The 17479-nt window shown below is 66.1% G+C and carries 19 protein-coding genes; 8 read left to right on the top strand and 11 right to left on the bottom strand.

The window, feature by feature from the left end; translation table 11 throughout:
• Positions 1-40: 40 nt before the first annotated feature.
• The 7 genes from flgH to B8446_RS09415 all read right to left on the bottom strand — a co-directional run bounded on the left by flgH (position 41) and on the right by B8446_RS09415 (position 7086).
• Positions 41-784, bottom strand: coding sequence for a flagellar basal body L-ring protein FlgH (gene flgH / locus B8446_RS09445; RefSeq protein ID WP_048849107.1), 744 nt, complete (start codon positions 782-784; stop codon positions 41-43).
• 88 nt (positions 785-872) lie between these two features.
• Positions 873-1853, bottom strand: coding sequence for a flagellar basal body P-ring formation chaperone FlgA (gene flgA, locus B8446_RS09440; RefSeq protein WP_048849106.1), 981 nt, complete (start codon positions 1851-1853; stop codon positions 873-875).
• Between the two features lie 5 nt (positions 1854-1858).
• The gene (gene flgG / locus B8446_RS09435) at positions 1859-2647 is read right to left on the bottom strand and encodes a flagellar basal-body rod protein FlgG (protein WP_048849105.1); all 789 of its coding nucleotides are present in this window, start codon (positions 2645-2647) and stop codon (positions 1859-1861) included.
• A 33-nt stretch (positions 2648-2680) separates the two neighbouring features.
• Positions 2681-3421 (bottom strand): flagellar basal-body rod protein FlgF, encoded by a 741-nt coding sequence (gene flgF, locus B8446_RS09430; RefSeq protein ID WP_048849104.1) that lies wholly within the window; start codon positions 3419-3421, stop codon positions 2681-2683.
• 356 nt (positions 3422-3777) lie between these two features.
• Positions 3778-4938 carry a GNAT family N-acetyltransferase gene (locus B8446_RS09425; protein ID WP_048849103.1) on the bottom strand — a complete coding sequence of 387 codons (1161 nt, stop codon included), beginning with the start codon at positions 4936-4938 and terminating at the stop codon, positions 3778-3780.
• A 181-nt stretch (positions 4939-5119) separates the two neighbouring features.
• Complete coding sequence (gene ctlX, locus B8446_RS09420; RefSeq protein WP_241767726.1) at positions 5120-6055, bottom strand: citrulline utilization hydrolase CtlX; 936 nt, start codon at positions 6053-6055, stop codon at positions 5120-5122.
• Positions 6052-7086: an ornithine cyclodeaminase gene (locus B8446_RS09415; protein WP_048849102.1), complete on the bottom strand. Its 1035-nt coding sequence runs from the start codon at positions 7084-7086 to the stop codon at positions 6052-6054. The genes ctlX and B8446_RS09415 overlap by 4 nt, the downstream gene beginning before the upstream one ends.
• Positions 7087-7220: 134 nt before the next feature.
• On the opposite strand from B8446_RS09415, the gene B8446_RS09410 reads away from it, so the two are divergent.
• Positions 7221-7640 (top strand): Lrp/AsnC family transcriptional regulator, encoded by a 420-nt coding sequence (locus B8446_RS09410; protein WP_048849116.1) that lies wholly within the window; start codon positions 7221-7223, stop codon positions 7638-7640.
• A 130-nt stretch (positions 7641-7770) separates the two neighbouring features.
• Here the strand turns inward: B8446_RS09410 and B8446_RS09405 are convergent, their stop codons facing one another.
• Together B8446_RS09405 and B8446_RS09400 are read right to left on the bottom strand one after the other, a co-directional pair.
• Entirely contained in the window at positions 7771-8235 is a 465-nt protein-coding gene (locus tag B8446_RS09405) for a RidA family protein (RefSeq protein ID WP_048849101.1), read from the bottom strand.
• A 23-nt stretch (positions 8236-8258) separates the two neighbouring features.
• Complete coding sequence (locus tag B8446_RS09400; RefSeq protein ID WP_048849100.1) at positions 8259-9824, bottom strand: TSCPD domain-containing protein; 1566 nt, start codon at positions 9822-9824, stop codon at positions 8259-8261.
• 242 nt (positions 9825-10066) lie between these two features.
• Between B8446_RS09400 and mlaD the strand changes: the two genes are divergently transcribed.
• The 6 genes from mlaD to B8446_RS09370 all read left to right on the top strand — a co-directional run bounded on the left by mlaD (position 10067) and on the right by B8446_RS09370 (position 14478).
• The gene (gene mlaD, locus B8446_RS09395; protein ID WP_048849115.1) at positions 10067-10585 is read left to right on the top strand and encodes an outer membrane lipid asymmetry maintenance protein MlaD; all 519 of its coding nucleotides are present in this window, start codon (positions 10067-10069) and stop codon (positions 10583-10585) included.
• The gene (locus B8446_RS09390; protein WP_048849099.1) at positions 10582-10794 is read left to right on the top strand and encodes a hypothetical protein; all 213 of its coding nucleotides are present in this window, start codon (positions 10582-10584) and stop codon (positions 10792-10794) included. The genes mlaD and B8446_RS09390 overlap by 4 nt, the downstream gene beginning before the upstream one ends.
• A complete protein-coding gene (locus B8446_RS09385) occupies positions 10791-11633 on the top strand; it encodes a DUF2155 domain-containing protein (protein WP_148505932.1) in 843 nt (280 codons plus the stop codon). Before B8446_RS09390 ends, B8446_RS09385 begins: the two co-directional genes overlap by 4 nt.
• Before the next feature lie 225 nt (positions 11634-11858).
• On the top strand, positions 11859-12614 hold the full coding sequence (gene otsB / locus B8446_RS09380) for a trehalose-phosphatase (protein ID WP_048849097.1): 756 nt from the start codon (positions 11859-11861) through the stop codon (positions 12612-12614).
• Positions 12602-13978 carry an alpha,alpha-trehalose-phosphate synthase (UDP-forming) gene (locus B8446_RS09375; protein WP_048849096.1) on the top strand — a complete coding sequence of 459 codons (1377 nt, stop codon included), beginning with the start codon at positions 12602-12604 and terminating at the stop codon, positions 13976-13978. Before otsB ends, B8446_RS09375 begins: the two co-directional genes overlap by 13 nt.
• Positions 13978-14478 (top strand): disulfide bond formation protein B, encoded by a 501-nt coding sequence (locus B8446_RS09370; RefSeq protein WP_048849095.1) that lies wholly within the window; start codon positions 13978-13980, stop codon positions 14476-14478. Before B8446_RS09375 ends, B8446_RS09370 begins: the two co-directional genes overlap by 1 nt.
• Before the next feature lie 84 nt (positions 14479-14562).
• Here the strand turns inward: B8446_RS09370 and B8446_RS09365 are convergent, their stop codons facing one another.
• Complete coding sequence (locus B8446_RS09365) at positions 14563-14739, bottom strand: DUF1328 domain-containing protein (protein ID WP_048849094.1); 177 nt, start codon at positions 14737-14739, stop codon at positions 14563-14565.
• Between the two features lie 186 nt (positions 14740-14925).
• Between B8446_RS09365 and B8446_RS09360 the strand changes: the two genes are divergently transcribed.
• Positions 14926-16968 carry an NAD(+) synthase gene (locus tag B8446_RS09360; RefSeq protein WP_048849093.1) on the top strand — a complete coding sequence of 681 codons (2043 nt, stop codon included), beginning with the start codon at positions 14926-14928 and terminating at the stop codon, positions 16966-16968.
• Here the strand turns inward: B8446_RS09360 and B8446_RS09355 are convergent.
• On the bottom strand, positions 16948-17466 hold the full coding sequence (locus B8446_RS09355) for a DUF721 domain-containing protein (protein ID WP_084712230.1): 519 nt from the start codon (positions 17464-17466) through the stop codon (positions 16948-16950). The genes B8446_RS09360 and B8446_RS09355 overlap by 21 nt on opposite strands.
• Positions 17467-17479 lie beyond the last annotated feature (13 nt).

The raw sequence follows: 17479 nt of genomic DNA, 5'->3' as shown, positions 1-17479 counted from the left end.
CCTCGTCGCGGCCGTCAGCTACTGGTTATGAGTCCGGGCCCTAGAACGGCAGGATCGCGTCCATGACCTGCTGTCCGTAGCGGGGCTGCTGAAGCTGCGTCAGCGTCCCGCGACCGCCGTATGAGATGCGGGCTTCGGCCATGCGGTCATGGGTGACGGTGTTGTCCGCGGTGATATCCTGCGGGCGGACGATGCCGCTGACGTTGAGTTCCCGCAGTTCGCTGTTCACGCGGACTTCCTGCCGGGCCATGACGACGAAGTTGCCGTTCGGCAGGACCTGCGTGATCGTCCCGGCCAGACGCAGGGTCACGGTCTCGTTGCGGTTGATCTTGCCGGTCGCAACATTGCTGTTGTCGCTGGACGTGGACAGCGTATCCGCGCCGATCAGGTGCTGCACGAATTTCTGCTTGATCCCGAAAAGGTTCGGAATTCCGATGTCCTCGGACGACGTTCGCGATGCTGTCGTATCGTTGTTCAGACTGGCATTGTCGGTGATGTCGACGATGACGGTCACGAGGTCCCCAACCTGGGCGGCGCGCTGGTCCTTGAAGAAGGCGCGGCTTCCGGGGCGCCACAGGCTGGCCGCCTCCTGTGGCGGAGCCTGAAGCGGCGGCATCGGCATCGTGACCGGACGGTAGTTCGTGGCCAGTGTCGGATCCGAAATCTGGGTCATGCGCGGTGGACGCCCGACTTCCGACAATCCGGCAAGCGTTCCACAGGCCCCGAGCCCGACCGGCAGGACGATGACCGACACCCAGCCGCGCAAATGACGACACCGGACCATTCTGGACCGCCCTCCCTGTTTCTCGACAGGGTCAAACCTAAGGCGACAGGCATGAACGCCCGGTTAATGACGATCGAAAAATACGCCGTCAGAGCATCGGGAGTGTGTGACTGCCCGCCATCGTATGCCCGTGCCGACCGGCGGGGACAGGAACCGCGCCCGGAACGATTTCGACTTGGGCATGGTCCGTGACGCGCGCCACGAGGACCATGTTGGTCGCCGGATTGAACACGCGCACGATATCCGAGTGACCGCCCGCCTGCATCGCAAAGCCGGAGGCCGTGACATGCAGCGCATCGCTCACATAGGAAATCACCACGGGATCGCCCCGGGCGATCAGGGCCGGATGCGCCAACTGGGACATCTGGACCGGTGCGCCGGCCGCAAGGCTCGTGCGCGCAATGAGCCCCTCTACTTCGCCCGGCATGCGGACCGCGTCGTCGGGGATCGTGGCCGCCCGCATGACGGACGACTGGAGGTCGTCGGGGAGCACGGGATCACCTGCACGAATGGCATGACGCAGGATCAGCGCGATCTGCGTAACGGCCGCCGTCCCGTTGAGCGGCACTTCCACCGGATTATCCGCAGGTCCGAGCACGAGGCGAGCCGTGAAACGATCGCTGCGTTGCGGAGAATAGGAAACCTGCGTCAGGCGGATGCGATCGGGCGATTCGGCGGGCACCGCCACCGGCTTGAACCCGCTCAATGCGATCTCGACATTCGCGGCCTCGGCCGGAATGTGCAGCGCATCGCGCAGGGCCGGCATGACGGCCGTCTCATCGACCATCCGCGTTCCGCGTACCACCGTCACGGCGGCCAGCGGCGAGGCATCGGGCCAGTCCACGGCAAACTGCGCCGCAATTGCGGTAAGCTGTGGCCCGCCGACGACAAAGGTCTTGCCGAGGGCCGGCGCGTCGCCGATCTCGACGTCCTGTCCCGGTGCAAGGTCGCGGAACAGATCCGACAGATGCACCTTGGTGCCATTGACGACAGCCATGCCGCGAACACTCGCGGCGTGCCCCGACTGTGTCGCAAGGATGCAGGCCAGCAGGGCGAACGCGCGTCGCATGGACGTCAGCGACCCAGATTCGTAAGCGTCTGCATCATGTCGTCCGACGCCGTGATGACCTTGCTGTTCATTTCGTAGGCCCGCTGCGCCGTGATGAGATCCGTGATCTCACTCACGACGTTGACGTTCGAGTTCTCGACATACCCCTGCATCACGCTGCCGAAACCCGTGGTATCCGGCGTGCCGACGATCGGATCGCCGGAGGCCGCGGTCTGCGTGAACAGGTTCTGCCCCATAGCGGCAAGACCGTTCTCGTTGGCAAAGGTCGCGATCTGGAGCTGACCCACGAGCTGCGGCGTCGTTTGCCCGGCGACGGTCACGTTGACCTGCCCGGACTGATCGACCGAGACACTCTGCGCATTGCTGGGCACCACGATCGCGGGACTGACAGCATAGCCGTCGGATGTGACGATCGTGCCGTCATTCGACAGCGAGAACGTGCCGTCACGTGTATAGGCGAGCTGCCCCGACGGGAGCGTGACCTGGAAATAGCCGTTGCCCTGAATGGCAAAATCCAGGGAATTGCTGGTCTGTTCCAGACTGCCCTGTTCGTTGATGCGATAGATGGCGGCGGTTTTCACGCCGAGGCCGACCTGCGCTCCGGCGGGCACGATCGTGCCCGTGTCGGAGCTGCTCGTGCCGACCCGGCGCATGTCCTGGTAGATCAGATCCTGGAATTCGGCTCGCGACCGCTTGTAGCCGGTCGTCGTCATGTTCGCGATGTTGTTCGAGATCGTCTCGACGTTGGTCTGCTGGGCCTGCATGCCGGTGCCGGCGATATCGAGTGAACGCATGAGTCAGGAGCCTTGGATTCGGGGCGGGAGCGGTTACGACTGGTTCTGGACGATCTTGGAGATCGCATCCTGCTGGCGCGTGGCCTCGCTTTCGACGAACTGGGCGATGAACTGGAAATTGCGCTGGATATCCATCATCCGCGTCATTTCCGTCATGGCCTTCACGTTGCTGGCCTCGAGCGCGCCCTGCATCAGCTTCGGAGCGGCAACCGCCGTCGTCTGCCCCTCGGCACGCAGCAGTTTGCCGCCTTCCTGATGCACGCGGTTTTCATCCGCGGGCGTCACGATGCCGATCTGGCCCGCGATGCCGGTCTCGGTCTCGATCGTACCGTCGGAAGTGATGGTGACGCTGTGATCGGTCGGGTTCAGGCGGATCGGATTGCCTTGCGTGTCGAGCACGGCATTTCCGGACTCATCCGAGATCGTCCCGTCCGTCAGCCGCTCGAAACGGCCGGATCGTGTCAGGCGGACGCCATGATCGGTCCGGATCTGGAAATAACCGTCGCCACCGATCGCCACGTCCAGCGGATTGCCGGTCTGCTGGAATTCGCCCTGGGTCGTGTCGCGGAACGTAGCGCGGTCCTGCGTGTAGGACTGGATGTCGCCGCCCGGTGGCAGACCGCTTGCGGACTGACGGGACAGATAGTCGCTGAACAGGACCTGCTCGCCCTTGAAACCGGCGGTGGAGGCGTTGGCCAGATTGTTGGCCACGACACTCATCGCGCGCTGCTCGGTATCGAGGCGGGACAGGGCTATGTAGGTTGCGTTTTCCATACGCTCGGGCTCCGGATGTCCCGCGCAGTATGGTCCGGCAATCCTTGCCGAAACGTTTACATCATCCAGTCTCTACGACCGGAATATCTGGCCGCCAACGCCTTGTGTGCCACGCGATGCAGAGGGTTCCTCCGACGTCATGCCGTCACCGGATGCTCCAGGGCCCTGCTCGCCGGACAGGAATGCCTCCACCCCCGGGGGCCAGTCTGTCGACCGCGCGGAGGGACTCAGCAGTCTGGCGAGCGACGAGGTGCCGGTGCAGAGGCAGCGAATCATAGACGCATCTCCCGAAGGTTGGGAACGCGAGCCTATCGCTAGTGATAATTATTCTCAACAACTGAATGCGGTCGGACCGATCAGGGCGCGTCGTCCTGCCGGTAGGGCGAGAAGGTCGCCAGCTCTTCGGCCTCGGCCACGATGGCGGGCCGTTCGGCGTCCAGAAAGGATTCGATCGCGTCACGCAGACCGGGATGGGCGATGTAATGCGCCGACCGCGTGAGGACCGGCACGTAACCCCGCTGGATCTTGTGCTCGCCCTGCGCGCCCGCCTCGACACGGGACAAGCCATGTTCGATCGCGAAGTCGATCGCCCGGTAGTAACACAGCTCGAAATGCAGGAAGGGCCAGTCGCCCGTGCAGCCCCAGTTGCGGCCATACAGCGCATCGCGTCCGCGCAGGTTCATGGCGCCTGCAACCGGCACGCCGTCATGCTCGGCCGTCATCAGCACGACACGATCGCCCAGACGCTCGGACAGCATCGGGAAGAACGACTGGCTCAGATAGGCGCTGCCCCATTTGCGATCGATGGTCGACAGATAGAACCGATGAAAGGCGCGCCAGTCCTCACGGGTGATCGCATCGCCGCATTTGGTGTGGAAGACGAGCCCGCATTTCTGTGCGTCACGCCGCTCCCGGCGCAGCGACTTGCGCTTGCGTGACGCCAGCGCTCCCAGAAAGTCATCGAAATCGCGATAGTCGCGATTGTGCCAGTGATATTGCAGCCCAAGGCGCGGCAGCCAGCCATCGGCAACGAGAGCCTCCTGTTCGGCCTCCTCGCAGAACGTCGCATGGACCGAGGACAGGCCCAGTTCCCCGCAGGCCTGCATCAATGCGCCGCCGAATGCCCGCATGATGACGGCCCGATCGGCCATCGCATCGGGGCGGATCAGCAGACGCGGGCCGGGCACCGGGGAGAACGGGACGGCAAGCTGGAGCTTGGGGTAATAGCGCCCGCCAGCCTGCTCGAACGCGTTGGCCCACGCATGGTCGAACACGTATTCGCCGTAGGAATGGGATTTCCCGTAGAGCGGCGCGGCGGCCAGCACCCTGCCATCGGGATCGCGCAGGATCGCGTGGCGGGGCAGCCAGCCGGTCCGCGGACCGACCGAACCGCTGTCCTCCAGCGCGGACAGGAAGGCATGGCTGACGAACGGGTTGTCATCCCCGGCGCAGGCATCCCACGTCTCGGGCGCGATCTCGGCGATCGCGCTGTGCAGGCTCAGCGACCATTCTGACATGACGCTGAGAGTTGGGGTCCGGCGCGCCCATGTCAACGCGAAAGCGGGGTGCAGACGTCCGGGCGACTGCCCCATCTGAAGCTGCCTCGCGCGTCTGTTCGTCCAGAGCAGGGCATTTCCGGCTGCGCGGTCGGGATGCTGCGGCCCGCAATCGGTCCGGCTGCCCGCCTTACGGGCTGTGTCAGCCCGGTCGTTTCGTCAGGTGCACTCCGGCCAGCATGCAGCGGACTGACCCGCCGGCCAGTTCGATCGTCGGCACCGACAGCGGCAGCAGTCGCGCCGACTGCTCGATGGTTGCGATCTGGTCGGGCCGCAGGGCTGCAAAGGCGCGTTGCGACAAAGCTAGGACCGGGCCGTCGGAGCCTGCGAGTTCGATCGCGTTGCCCGCGAAGGCCGCGATCTGGTCATGCGTGAGGTCGATCACGTCCCGACCGTTCTCCGACAGGCGGGCAGCCACTTCCCGACGCCGCTCCGGCTCCACGATGGTATCGAGTCCGATCAGCGTGAACGCCGTGCCGACGCACATCATGACGTTCGTATGATAGATCTTGTGACCCGTCGCATCGGCTGCGTTGAAGAACATCGGCTCGAAATTGAAGTGCGTGCAGAAGCGCTCGAGCGCCACCTCATTTGTCCGGTTGGATCGTGCGGCGTAGGCGATGCGCTGGATGTGATCGAGCACCATGGAGCCCGTCCCTTCCAGCGCGATCCCGTCCTGTTCCAGGCCCGAGTAGTCGATCACGTCCTGAACGCGGTAGTGGCGCTTGAGGAATTCGATCACGTCCATGCGCCGCTCGTGGCGGCGGCTGGGCGAAAACATCGGGTAGATCGCGATGTGGCCGCCGGCATGGGTTGAGAACCAGTTGTTGGGGAACACTGAATCGGGCGTCGTTCGCCCTTCGTCCTCGAACAGGTGCACGGCGATGCCTGCCTGTTGCAGCTGTTCGGCAGCCGTTGAGACTTCCGCGTGTGCCTGAGCCGCGATCCGGGCGTCGGCCGCGTCGTCCTGACGGATCTGGAAGACGTTGTCGTCCGCCGTCTCCGGGTTGGAATGGAAATGATGGGGACGGATCATCACGACGGCGGCGGGCGCCTGGACGGAGAAGAACTTGATCAAGCGGGATCTCCGGATCTGGACGGTTTCAGCAGGCTGAACAGGTCGCGTGGATCGGACGGTTCGGCGAGAAGGTCAATCTCCTCGAAGAAATCGCTGCCGTGGATCCGGTCGCGCAGATAGCGCAGGGCCGAGAAATCCTCGGTGGCGAAACCCACGGAATCGAAGATCGTGATCTCGCGCGGATCGCGTCGCCCGGACGCCTCGCCCGTGATGACCCGCCAGAGTTCGACGACCGGGAAATCCTCGGGCATCTGCTGGATTTCACCCTCGATGCGCGTCTGTTCCGCCAGTTCCACGAATACGCGGCCGCGGCGCAGGATATCGGGATGCAGTTCTGTCTTGCCGGGGCAATCGCCTCCGACCGCGTTCACATGCACGCCCGCGCCGATCATGTTGTCCGACAGGATCGTGGCTTTCAGCTTGTCGGCCGTGACCGTGGTGACGATGTCCGCGCCGATGACGGCGTCATGGCTCGACGATGCGACCACGATGTCCAGACCGTGGCCTCCGAGATTGCGCACGAGCTTCGTCGCCGCTGCCGGCTCCACATCGAACACGCGCAGATGGGTGATCCCCAGCAGGGTCTTGAAGGCCAGCGCCTGGAACTCGGACTGCGCGCCGAGGCCGATCAGCGCCATGGTCCGTGCATCGGGTCGTGCGAGACAGCGTGCGGCAAGTGCCGACGTGGCGGCGGTGCGCAGGGCGGTCAGGATCGTCATTTCGGCCAGAAGGACGGGGTAGCCGGTTGCGACATCGGACAGCACGCCGAAGGCGGTGACCGTCTGAAGGCCGGCTTTCGTGTTCGCCGGATGACCGTTGACGTATTTGAAGCCGTATGAGGCGCCGTCGCTCGCAGGCATCAGCTCGATCACGCCATCGGATGAATGGCTTGCCAGACGGGGTGTCTTCTCGAAGTCGGGCCAGCGGTGGAAGTCGGCTTCGATGTAGCCGGCAAGATCGCGAATGACGGTTTCGATACTGACATGTCCGATCAGGCGCACAAGGTTTCCGACCCCGACGTATCGCACCATCGCCCGTTCTCCCCCGGCCTTGTCGTGATGCCGGGAAGTCTGCGCGGACACAGTGCCCTTCACGAATGTGCAGAGTGTATGGTGCGGCGCGTTTTTTCGCTCGGTTTGTCAGGGCGCGCCATACAGAATGCATCATGCACGCCTTCGATGCCCTGGACCGCCAGCTGATCGCGCTCTTGCGCCGCGACGGACGCGCGCCGGTGGCCAAGCTGGCGCAGGCGCTGGGCGTCACTCGGGCGACGGTGCAGATCCGGCTCGACCGCCTGCTGGAAAGCGGCGCGATCCTGGGTTTTACCGTCCGCGCCCGCGAGCATCATGATGGAATACGGGCCATCATGCTAATCGAGGTCTCCGGCCGGTCGACCAGTGCGGTCATCCGCAACCTGCGCACCGTGCCCGAGCTGCATGCCCTGCATACGACGAACGGATCGTGGGATCTGATCGCGGAAATCCGGGCCGAGACGTTGCAGGATTTCGATCGCGTGTTGCGCGAGGTGCGCATGGTCGACGGCGTGCTCAATTCCGAGACGAGCCTGATATTGAGCACGGTCTGAGGAACATTTCCGCCCCGGATTGACACCGGGAGCCGCCCCCCATCGGAAACCCTTATCCCCTGACAATCAGGGTAAAGGGACCGAGGTCCCTTCCGGGGGCGGGGCAGCACCCCGCAGATCGCCCCGCCCTTCAGGCGATTTCGAAGATCGCCTCGACCTCGACCGGTGCATCGAGCGGCAGCGAGGGCACGCCGATGGTCGAGCGGGCATGGCGGCCAAGATCGCCGAACACCTCGACCGCGAGGTCGGAGGCGCCGTTCATGACGCCGGCATGGGCGGTGAACTCGGGCGTGCAGGCGATGAAGCCGCCGAGACGCACGACGCGCCTGACGCGCGAGAGGTCGCCGAGATGAGCCTGAACCTGCGCGAGCACGTTGATCAGGCAGGCGCGCGCGCAGGCCGTTCCGGTCTCGGCATCGACACCGCCGCCGAGCTTGCCGGTGGTCAGAAGCTTGCCGTCGACCAGCGGCAGCTGACCGGAGACGATCAGCGTGCTTCCGGTCTGTGCGCACGCCACGTAGTTCGCAACCGGGGCCGCGGCTTTCGGCAGGGTGATGCCCAGAGCTTCGAGACGGGTTTCGGGACGATCGGACATGAAATTTCCTTCCTGAATCGGGATCAGCTGACGAGACGCAGCTTCGGATTGCGGGGGGCGTCGGCCGGCAGGCCGAGCGGCAGCATCGGATCGGGATCCTCGACCGCCGTCTCCTGCGGGGCGGCATCCGGCAGGCGTCGGCCCAGATAGGCATCCGATAGCGCGCGGAAGGCATAATCCAGCAACGATGTCGCATAGGCTGCGACCGGATCGCCCTCGACGGTGCCCGCCGGGCCGAAACTCGTATGGGCGAAGCGCTCGACGAAAGCATCGAGCGGCGCGCCATATTGCAGCCCGATCGAGACCGCCTGCCCGATGCAGTCCAGCAGGCCACGCGCCATCGGGCTTTCCCGCGCGGGCGTGATGCTGACCTCGCCCAGGCTGCCGTCATCATATTCGCCCGTGCGCAGGTAAAGCCTGTGACCGCCGACCGAGGCGCGCTGGGTGAAGCCGCCGTGACGGGCAGGCAGGGGGCGACGGATGCCGCGCGCGAGCGTGCTCGGAGTTGCTTCCGCGACCCCGGGTTCGGGGCGCGCGGGCATCCGGTCCACGAAACCGGCCAGAGCACGGTGCATCGCCCCATGGGCAAGCGGCCCCGGCAGGGTCAGCGGGCTGGCGCCGGCCAGGCTCGCCGCGAGAGCGGTCTCGGGCGTGTAGCCGTGATGGGCGAGGCGATGCAGCGTCGAGGGGCGCAGGGCTCCGTCCGGGGTCAGGGCCGAGAAGATCGGCGCCAGCCCGCAGGCCTCGACCCCCAGCAGAGCATCGATCGGGCCGGGTGCCGAAAACCCGGTCTCGACGAGCGCGAGACGCGGCCTGTCCTCATCCTGGTCGGCCGCATCACGAATACCAGCCGCAATCATGCCCAGGCCCGGAATCGGGCACGCGCTGGGCGGCAGTGGAACCGGCCCCGCGCCCTGACGCGCAACCGATGTCGCGAGCGACGCCAGCGCGCAGGCGGCATCGCGGCCCTCGTCGCTGTCGTAATCGAGCCCGAGGCTTGCCAGACAGGCGTCGAGATTGGTCAGCAGCATTTCGCCGGCCCGCGCGCTGGGCGCATCGCCGCCGGGCGCAGCTGTGGGCGGCAGGGGTGCGAGCAACGGCAGTTCGCCATTGCGCATTGCGCCTTCCGCTGCCTCGATCCGGCGCAGCACGTCACACAGCAGGCGCAGGGTCGCCACGAACTGCTCGGCCGCGAAGACGCCGTCCTGCACGAAAGCCGCGAGGTTGAGCACGAATCCGGGCCTGCGGTCGGTCCGGCGTTCCCACAGGGCCCGGGTAGGTGCGACTTGGCGCAGCAGCAGGAGGCATGACAGGGTGCGTCCGGCTGCCCGCAGCGTGGCGCGATCGTCGGCCGTCGCCGCCTCGCCGTCCAGCATGTCGATCCAGCGCCCGGCCTCGACGGACAGGCGAACCGGGCGCGTGCCGGGGCCGGCCAGTTCCACCAGCGCGCTGGCGGCATCGTCGTCCCATGCCTCGGGCAGGGTGACGGTGCGCGGGCTCGGATCGTCGGGGTCGACGCCGAGCCGCACGCTGCGCATGCGGACACCGGTCCAGTAACTTCTGGCGGGCGCGGGGCTCTTGGCTGTCATGAACCTGATCCTACCGGAGCGGACCGCCGCTTCGGAAGCATGTTCGTCAGCCGCGGGGCCGGGTTAATGCTCCGCATAGCGGGGATATGGGGGATAACCGCAAGGACGCCCGCATCCCTGCCCCCTGTCTGCGGCCCGTCGTCGGCGCGGGCACGCCTGCCATGGACGTGTGGCGCGCGAGTCCTTATGTGGGGTCGGACGGGCGGTGTTCGCCCCGCCTCCACGTCGTCCAGGGTCCAGCCATGTCGTCAGCTACCGCGCGCACCGCGGCCGCCTCCCGCAATACGCTCGAACTGACGACCGGATTCGTCGTCATCGTGCTTCTCATCGCGCTGCTGGCCGTCGCCATGTTCGGTCGCCATCATGCAAACGGTGGCTATGAGCTGAATGCGTCCTTCAACCAGATTGACGGTCTGGACGTCGGTTCGGACGTCCGTCTGGCCGGTATCACAGTGGGCCATGTCACGGCCGAGCGTGTCGATCCGCACGGATTTCGCGCGCAGGTGACCTTCACGGTGCGCGACGGGCTTGCGCTGCCGGACGACAGCGCCGCGATCATCACGTCCGACAGCCTTCTGGGCGGCAAGTACATCGCGCTCTCGCCGGGCGGCGACACTTCGATGCTCAAGCCGGGCGGCACGATGGGCCAGACCCAGGGATCGATCAGCCTCGAGCAGTTGCTGAGCAAGTTCATCTTCTCGGTGACCGATACCCTGAGCAAGTCGAAGTCCGGCACCGGTGGCGGCAATGGCGGGCCATGAGCGTCACTGAAGATCGCGTCTGGACCGACCGTGCGGGTGCGCCGATCTCATGCGTCGAGAAACTGCGGGTCCTGCGGGAAAACGAACGTGACGTGCAACAGACGCTTCGGGATGCATTCGAAGATGCCGTGTTGATGGGAGTCGATCCCGACACGATGCGCCGAATGCTTCAGGACATGGTCGCGGCCCTCCGGGAGCCGGGAGCGTGAAGCGGCATACGACAACGGGGCGGACTGCGGCGCTTTTGTGCACAGTCGGGCTTTTGGCGGGCCATGCGTGGGGCGCCGAAGTCGTGGCGCCGCCGCTCATGTATCCGGCCGGGCTGTGGCAGGGCCGCGGGCAGGCTGTCCTGCGCGTGCTCAACCGTCTCGATTCCCATGTCGAGACGATGACCATCGGCGTGGACGACGTCGGGCACTACAAGACGCTCGGGATTGCAGTTCATCGCTGTCTCGAGCGTCCGAAGACGCTTCCCGGTGATTCGGCCGTTCAGGCGACCATCACCGACACGACGCCCGGCGGTTCGGGCTTCGACGGGTGGATGATCGCCTCGACCCCTTCGCTGTCGATGCTGCAGAACGCGCTTTACGAGGTTCACGTCGTCGGGTGTACCGGGCCCCAGCTCGCGCCGCAGCTTCCGCCCCTGACCCTGGCCAACACCCAGTCCACCCCGCCTGCAGATACCGGCGCACAGGGTGCGGGCAATGCGCCTGCCAACGCGACGGGCCAGCCTCAGGCGCAGACGCCGGGCGGCGCGCCGGTTCCACTGACATCCTCGGGCACGGCACCAACGCCCCTGACGCCGGATAGCGGGCCGGCCCAGGCCAACGCGACGCCGAATACGCCGAGCGGCACGGGCGCACCCGCGGCCAGCCAGCCTTCCGCGCCGCAATCCGCAGGTCCCGCCCCGACGCCGCTGCTGCCGCCGGAAGAGGGCCAGCCGGCGGCACCAGCGCCCCAGCCTTCAACGCCTGCGCCCGGATCGGGCAGCACGCCCGATGACGCCCCCCTGCCTCCGCCGACGCCGCTGGTTCCGGGCGGGAACTGAACAGTCGGGACACGAGTTCACACAATCGTGAAGTTCGCGAAACGGCTGTCCGGCCGTTTGGGTGCCATCGGATCGCCGCATTGCGGCGCGACCGTCGATTATCTGCACTTTGAGCGAGGCATGCCTGCGTCCGTCATCAGTCATTCGGGTGGACACACACTCTGACCGGATGTCAGACGTAGATCACGCCAGCCATATTTCGATTGAAGAGGGACATCTCCACGCATGAGCGATGAGTCGAGCCGAAAGCTGGTGTCCGCGCCGGCCTTTCCACCGTCCGAAGCCGCCTTCATGCTCGATTTCGACGGCGCGTTGGTCGAGATCGCACCGACGCCCGATGCCGTCGTGGTTCCCCCAGAGCTGATCAGGACCCTCACCACGCTGCGCGACAAGTGCGGCGGTGCGCTGGCCATCGTGACGGGCCGTCCGATCGCACAGGTGGATCATTTCCTTCCCGGCATCCCGTTCGCCATCGCGGGCGAGCACGGTGTCGCCATGCGCAGGTCCCCGGATGGAGCGACAGAGCGGGCGAGCCTGCCCGTATTGCCCGCGCAGTGGCTGGAGCAGGCGGACAAGCTGGCGAAGGACTGGCCCGGCGTGACCATCGAACGCAAGCAGGCCGGGCTCGTGCTGCATTTCCGTGGTCGGCCGGACAGTGCGGAGCTGCTGCGCCAGGCTGTGGACGGCTGGCAGGTCGAGAAGAGCGGCTTTCACGTGCAGGCCGCGAAAATGGCGTGGGAAATCCGCCCGGAAGGCATCGACAAGGGTCATGCTGTCGCCAGTCTGCTGGAGCAGGCACCGTTCACGGGCCGGCGCCCGATCTTCGTCGGCGACGACGTCACCGATCTGGACGGCGTGCGCGAAGCACGGGCACGGGGCGGCCTCGGGCTGATGATCCCGGACGATTTTCCTGACGTGCCGGCCTATCGCGCCTGGCTTGAAGCCCTCGCCGGTGGGGAGGGCGACCAATGGGGCGTCTGATTGTCGTATCCAATCGCACACCGTCGCCCCGCGAGCGCACGCAGCCGGCGGGCGGGCTCACCGTCGGGCTGCGCGATGCCGTGCGCGGCGTGGACAGCATGTGGTTCGGCTGGTCGGGCAACCAGGTCGACGACGTCAAGGGACAGAAGGTCGACAAGGACACGGTCGATGGCGTGACATACGCCACGATCGACATGACCCCTGCCCAGTACGAGGGGTTCTACCAGAACTTCTCGAACGGCCTGCTGTGGCCGCTCTGTCATTACCGCATGGGTATGCTGAGCTTCCGCCGTGCGGACTGGGACGCCTATCTCGAGGTCAACCGGATGTTCGCCGAACATCTGACCCCGCTGCTGCGCCCGGACGACGTCATATGGGTGCATGACTATCACCTGTTTCCGCTCGGGCAGATGCTGCGCGATGCGGGCGTGATGTGTCGCATCGGCTTCTTCCTGCACATTCCGTTTCCGCCATGGAGCGTGTCGCGCGCCCTGCCGATCGCGGACGAGCTCCTGCATGAAATGACGGCCTACGACCTCGTCGGCGTGCAGACGGAAGAGGATGCGATCAATCTCGACGGCTGCTTTGCCGCCTGCGGCGTGCAGGTGAAGGCGCGTGCGTTCGCGATCGGCATCGACCCGGACGGGTTTCTCGAGCAGGCCGAGACGGCCGTGAAAAGCCATGACGGCCGCACGCTGCGCGAGAGCCTTCATGGGCGCAAGCTCATCCTCGGCGTGGATCGTCTGGATTATTCCAAGGGGCTGCCCGAGCGCATGCTCGGCTATGCACAGCTTCTCAAGCGCTATCCGGAACATCTGGGCAAGGTCACGTTCCTGCAGATCGCACCGGTCTCGCGCGGCGGGGTCGCGACATACCAGCAGCTTCGCCAGCAGCTTGAAGAACTGGTCGGCCGCATCAATGGCGAATACGCGTCCTATGAGTGGACCCCGATCCGGTACCTGACGTCTCCCGTTGCCCGCACGACGCTCGCGGGGTTCCACCGGATTGCCGATGTCGGTCTGGTGACGCCGTTGCGGGACGGCATGAACCTCGTCGCCAAGGAGTATGTCGCGGCTCAGGATCCGAAGGATCCCGGCTCGCTGGTGCTCTCGCATTTCGCAGGGGCCGCCCCCGAGCTTCCCGATGCGCTGCTGGTCAATCCGTATGATGCGGACGATACGGCGGATGCGCTGCATCTGGCCCTGACGATGCCGCTGCCGGAGCGCAAGCGCCGCTGGCATGGCATGCGCGATGAAGTCTGGAAGCATACCGCGGCAACGTGGGCCCGGGACTTCCTCGAGGCACTTCACGCACTGCCGTCGCCTCACGATCGTGAGCCGGAGCACAGGGTCAAGCACAGGTAATGTCGACGCGGGAGCGCACGCAGGCCGCGACCGGCCTCGTGCTTGCGCTGTCGGGCGTGCTCGCGCTCGGCATCGCCTACGATGCACAGTATCGGCTCGGCATGGTGCCGTGCGAACTGTGCCTCGTCGAGCGCATGCCATGGCGCGTGCTGATCGCGGCCGGGGTGCTGGCGGCACTGGTGCGCCAGAAGCTCATCCGCGCCGCAGCCTTTGTCGTGGCGTTCGCATGTCTGATCGCGAGTGTTGGTCTTGCCGTGCTCCATGGCGGCGTGGAGCACGGATGGTGGCCGAGCCCGTTCGCTGCATGCCACATGGTCGTGCCGCACGGTCTGACAGCCGCCGAGCGGTTTGCGAACATGCCCATGCAGGCTGCCAAACCCTGTGACGCGCCGAACTATCTCTGGGGCCTGCCGGTATCGATGAGTGCTCTCGGCGGGCTGTATGCGCTGGCGGTGCTGGTTCTTGCGGCCGGCATGCTCTGGCGTCTGCGCCGGGCGTAGCGGACGGGACAAAAAAGCCGGGCCCACCTGTGGATGGACCCGGCTCCTTTATCTGGCCCCGAGACGAGGCCTGAATCTGGCTTCTCAGAGCCGCGTGCGACCGCGCCGTCCCATGACGAGGCTGACCACCAGCAGGATCAGGAAGACGAAGAACAGGATCTTGCCGATCGAGGCAAAAGACGCGGCAATACCGCCAAAGCCGAGGACGGCAAAAATCAGTGCGAGGACAAGAAAGACCAAAGTCCAGTGTAGCAGTTCCATGACGCGACGTCCTTCTGCGATGCCGCGCGGGACTGTCCCCGGCGCGTGCGGTCAGGGGCGGAACGTTGCATTTGGGGGCACAGTTCCGGCCCCGGCGTCCAGGGGCCTCGCGGTGTTGCGATTGCACGACATCTGCCGCTGCGTGCATCATGGGCAATCTGGAAAACCCGGGAAGGGGCGTGCATCATGACAGCCGAGTTCCGCTCGCCTTATCGCCACGGCTTCGCGCGCGTGGCCGCATGCACGGTGCCGGTGGCGCTGGCCGATCCGACGCGCAATGCCGAGGCCATCGCCGAGAGCATCGGCAAGTGTCACGACGACGGTGTGGCGCTGGCGGTATTTCCGGAACTGTCCTTGTCCGGCTACGCAATCGACGATCTGCGTCAGCAGGACGCCCTGCTGGATGCGGTCGAGGCGCAGATCGAGCATCTGCGGACGGTCAGCGAAACCCTCCTGCCCGTGATCGTCATCGGTGCTCCCCTGCGCGCGCGCGGGCGGCTGTACAACACGGCGGTCGTACTGCATCGCGGACGCATCCTCGGCGTCGTGCCGAAATCGTATCTTCCGAACTATCGGGAGTTCTACGAGGCGCGACAGTTCGCGTCCGGCGCCGGGCTGCGCAATGCATCCATCAGACTGGGACAGGCAGACGTCCCGTTCGGCGTCGATCTCCTGTTCGGAGCCACGGACGTCACGGGCTTCGTGCTGGGCGTCGAGATCTGCGAGGATCTGTGGGTGCCGGAGCCGCCGAGTGGGGCGCTGACCCTTTCGGGCGCCACCGTCATCGCAAACCCGTCGGCCAGCCCGGTGACCATCGGACGGGCGCGCGAGCGTCATCTGCTCTGTGCCGCGCAGTCAGCCCGAACGCTCAGCGCCTACGTCTATGCCGCGGCGGGCCCCGGTGAATCCACGACCGATCTCGCCTGGGACGGGCAGGCGACGGTCCATGAAGCCGGCAGGCTGCTTGCGGAATCCGATCGTTTTCCGGATGGCGCGCGGATCGTCACGGCCGACATCGACTGCGACCTGCTGCGTCAGGACCGGATGCGCGCGGGAACGTTCGGCGCCAACGCCGACCACAATGCGATCGCCGTGCGGCGGATCGACTTCACGCTCGATCCGCCGCTCGATGCACGTCCGCTCAAGCGTCGCGTGCCGCGCTTCCCCTTCGTGCCCGATGATCCGTCCCGTCTGGCCGAGGATTGCTACGAGGCCTGGACGATCCAGGTCATGTCCCTGCGTCAGCGTCTGGAGCACAGCGGATCGCAGACGATGGTGATCGGGGTTTCAGGTGGCCTCGATTCCACATTGGCCCTGCTGGTCTGCGCGCGCGTCGCCGACGAGATCGGCTGGCCGCGCACCGCGATCCATGGTTTCACCATGCCGGGATTCGGCACCGGATCGGAAAGTCTGGGTTTTGCGCACGGGTTGATGAAGACGCTCGGCATCACGGCGCGCGAGCTCGACATCCGGCCGAGTGCGGATCTGATGCTGCGGGAGATCGGCCATCCGTTCGCCAACGGGGAAGCCGTTCATGACATCACGTTCGAGAACGTGCAGGCCGGCCTGCGCACCGATTTCCTGTTCCGCCTCGCCAATCAGGCACGCGGCATCGTGGTCGGAACCGGCGACCTGTCGGAGGTGGCGCTCGGCTGGTGCACCTATGGCGTCGGCGACCAGATGTCGCACTACAACGTCAATGCGGGCATGCCGAAGACCCTGATCCAGCATCTGATCCGCTGGCTGGGCCGCGACGATGCGCTGGGAGATGGCATCGGCGCCTTGCTGAACAACATCGTCAGTGCCGAAATCTCGCCCGAACTCGTGCCTGCGGGGATCGATGGCAAGGCGCAGAGCACGGAGGCGCAGATCGGTCCCTACGCGCTGCAGGACTTCACGCTTTTTCATGTCCTGCGCTACGGATTCCGGCCGTCGAAGATCGCCTATCTGGCCGAAGTCGCATGGTCCGATGCCGGAAGCGGGGACTGGCCCGCGCATTTCCCGAAGGACGCGCGCATCGCTTATGATCTGCCGACGATCGCGCACTGGATGCGGGTCTTCCTGCGCCGGTTCTTTGCAACCTCCCAGTTCAAGCGCTCGGCCATGCCGAACGGGCCGCGACTGTCGGCCGCGGGCTCGCTTTCGCCGCGCGGAGACTGGCGTGCGCCATCAGACGGCAATGCCCGCGTGTGGCTCGAGGAGCTGGAGCTAGCGCTTCCGTCGGGCTGATGCCGCGCGCGCGGCAATCCGCGCGCCCAACCGTCCCAACGCCTCGGCCAGCGCCGGATCATCCACGCCGTCGACCGCGACCGGCTCCGCCGGGGCCGGGCGTGCCGTACGCGGCAGAGGCAGGGTCGCGTCCTGCACGAAGCGCAGGCGCTCGACGATGGTCTGTCCGAAATGCCGGTTCACGCGCGCGATGATCTGCGGGCTGAGATGCTGGAGTTCCAGCGCCATGGGACCGGAGCAGGCGAGCGTGAGCGTCCCCGCGCTCAGACGGCGCGGTTCGGTGACCGCCGAAAGTTTCGGCCCCGCGATGATCCCCCAGTCCAGCGCCAGCCGTCCGGATGCGGCCGGGCGCTTGCGAAAGGCGCTTTCGGTGACTTTCGGCAGGAGCGCGCCGAGCGTGCGCGCAACACCTGTGCGCCGCGCCGTCCATGCAGCATCGGAGGCATCACCGCCTCCGCCCTTTCCCGACGCCTTGCGATTTGCCACGCGCTTGGCCATACCCCGGACGTGC

It is taken from the genome of Tanticharoenia sakaeratensis NBRC 103193, from assembly GCF_000963885.1.
Lineage (GTDB): Bacteria > Pseudomonadota > Alphaproteobacteria > Acetobacterales > Acetobacteraceae > Tanticharoenia > Tanticharoenia sakaeratensis.
This window is presented reverse-complemented; position numbering and strand designations above follow the sequence as displayed.

What these genes read in the sequence shown, in the direction of transcription:
- flgH (WP_048849107.1), bottom strand. Translation starts at nt 784, where the DNA reads ATGGTCCGGTGTCGTCATTTGCGCGGCTGGGTGTCGGTCATCGTCCTG.
- flgA (WP_048849106.1), bottom strand. Translation starts at nt 1,853, where the DNA reads ATGCGACGCGCGTTCGCCCTGCTGGCCTGCATCCTTGCGACACAGTCG.
- flgG (WP_048849105.1), bottom strand. Translation starts at nt 2,647, where the DNA reads ATGCGTTCACTCGATATCGCCGGCACCGGCATGCAGGCCCAGCAGACC.
- flgF (WP_048849104.1), bottom strand. Translation starts at nt 3,421, where the DNA reads ATGGAAAACGCAACCTACATAGCCCTGTCCCGCCTCGATACCGAGCAG.
- B8446_RS09425 (WP_048849103.1), bottom strand. Translation starts at nt 4,938, where the DNA reads ATGTCAGAATGGTCGCTGAGCCTGCACAGCGCGATCGCCGAGATCGCG.
- B8446_RS09415 (WP_048849102.1), bottom strand. Translation starts at nt 7,086, where the DNA reads ATGGTGCGATACGTCGGGGTCGGAAACCTTGTGCGCCTGATCGGACAT.
- B8446_RS09410 (WP_048849116.1), top strand. Translation starts at nt 7,221, where the DNA reads ATGCACGCCTTCGATGCCCTGGACCGCCAGCTGATCGCGCTCTTGCGC.
- B8446_RS09405 (WP_048849101.1), bottom strand. Translation starts at nt 8,235, where the DNA reads ATGTCCGATCGTCCCGAAACCCGTCTCGAAGCTCTGGGCATCACCCTG.
- B8446_RS09400 (WP_048849100.1), bottom strand. Translation starts at nt 9,824, where the DNA reads ATGACAGCCAAGAGCCCCGCGCCCGCCAGAAGTTACTGGACCGGTGTC.
- mlaD (WP_048849115.1), top strand. Translation starts at nt 10,067, where the DNA reads ATGTCGTCAGCTACCGCGCGCACCGCGGCCGCCTCCCGCAATACGCTC.
- B8446_RS09390 (WP_048849099.1), top strand. Translation starts at nt 10,582, where the DNA reads ATGAGCGTCACTGAAGATCGCGTCTGGACCGACCGTGCGGGTGCGCCG.
- otsB (WP_048849097.1), top strand. Translation starts at nt 11,859, where the DNA reads ATGAGCGATGAGTCGAGCCGAAAGCTGGTGTCCGCGCCGGCCTTTCCA.
- B8446_RS09375 (WP_048849096.1), top strand. Translation starts at nt 12,602, where the DNA reads ATGGGGCGTCTGATTGTCGTATCCAATCGCACACCGTCGCCCCGCGAG.
- B8446_RS09370 (WP_048849095.1), top strand. Translation starts at nt 13,978, where the DNA reads ATGTCGACGCGGGAGCGCACGCAGGCCGCGACCGGCCTCGTGCTTGCG.
- B8446_RS09365 (WP_048849094.1), bottom strand. Translation starts at nt 14,739, where the DNA reads ATGGAACTGCTACACTGGACTTTGGTCTTTCTTGTCCTCGCACTGATT.
- B8446_RS09360 (WP_048849093.1), top strand. Translation starts at nt 14,926, where the DNA reads ATGACAGCCGAGTTCCGCTCGCCTTATCGCCACGGCTTCGCGCGCGTG.
- B8446_RS09355 (WP_084712230.1), bottom strand. Translation starts at nt 17,466, where the DNA reads ATGGCCAAGCGCGTGGCAAATCGCAAGGCGTCGGGAAAGGGCGGAGGC.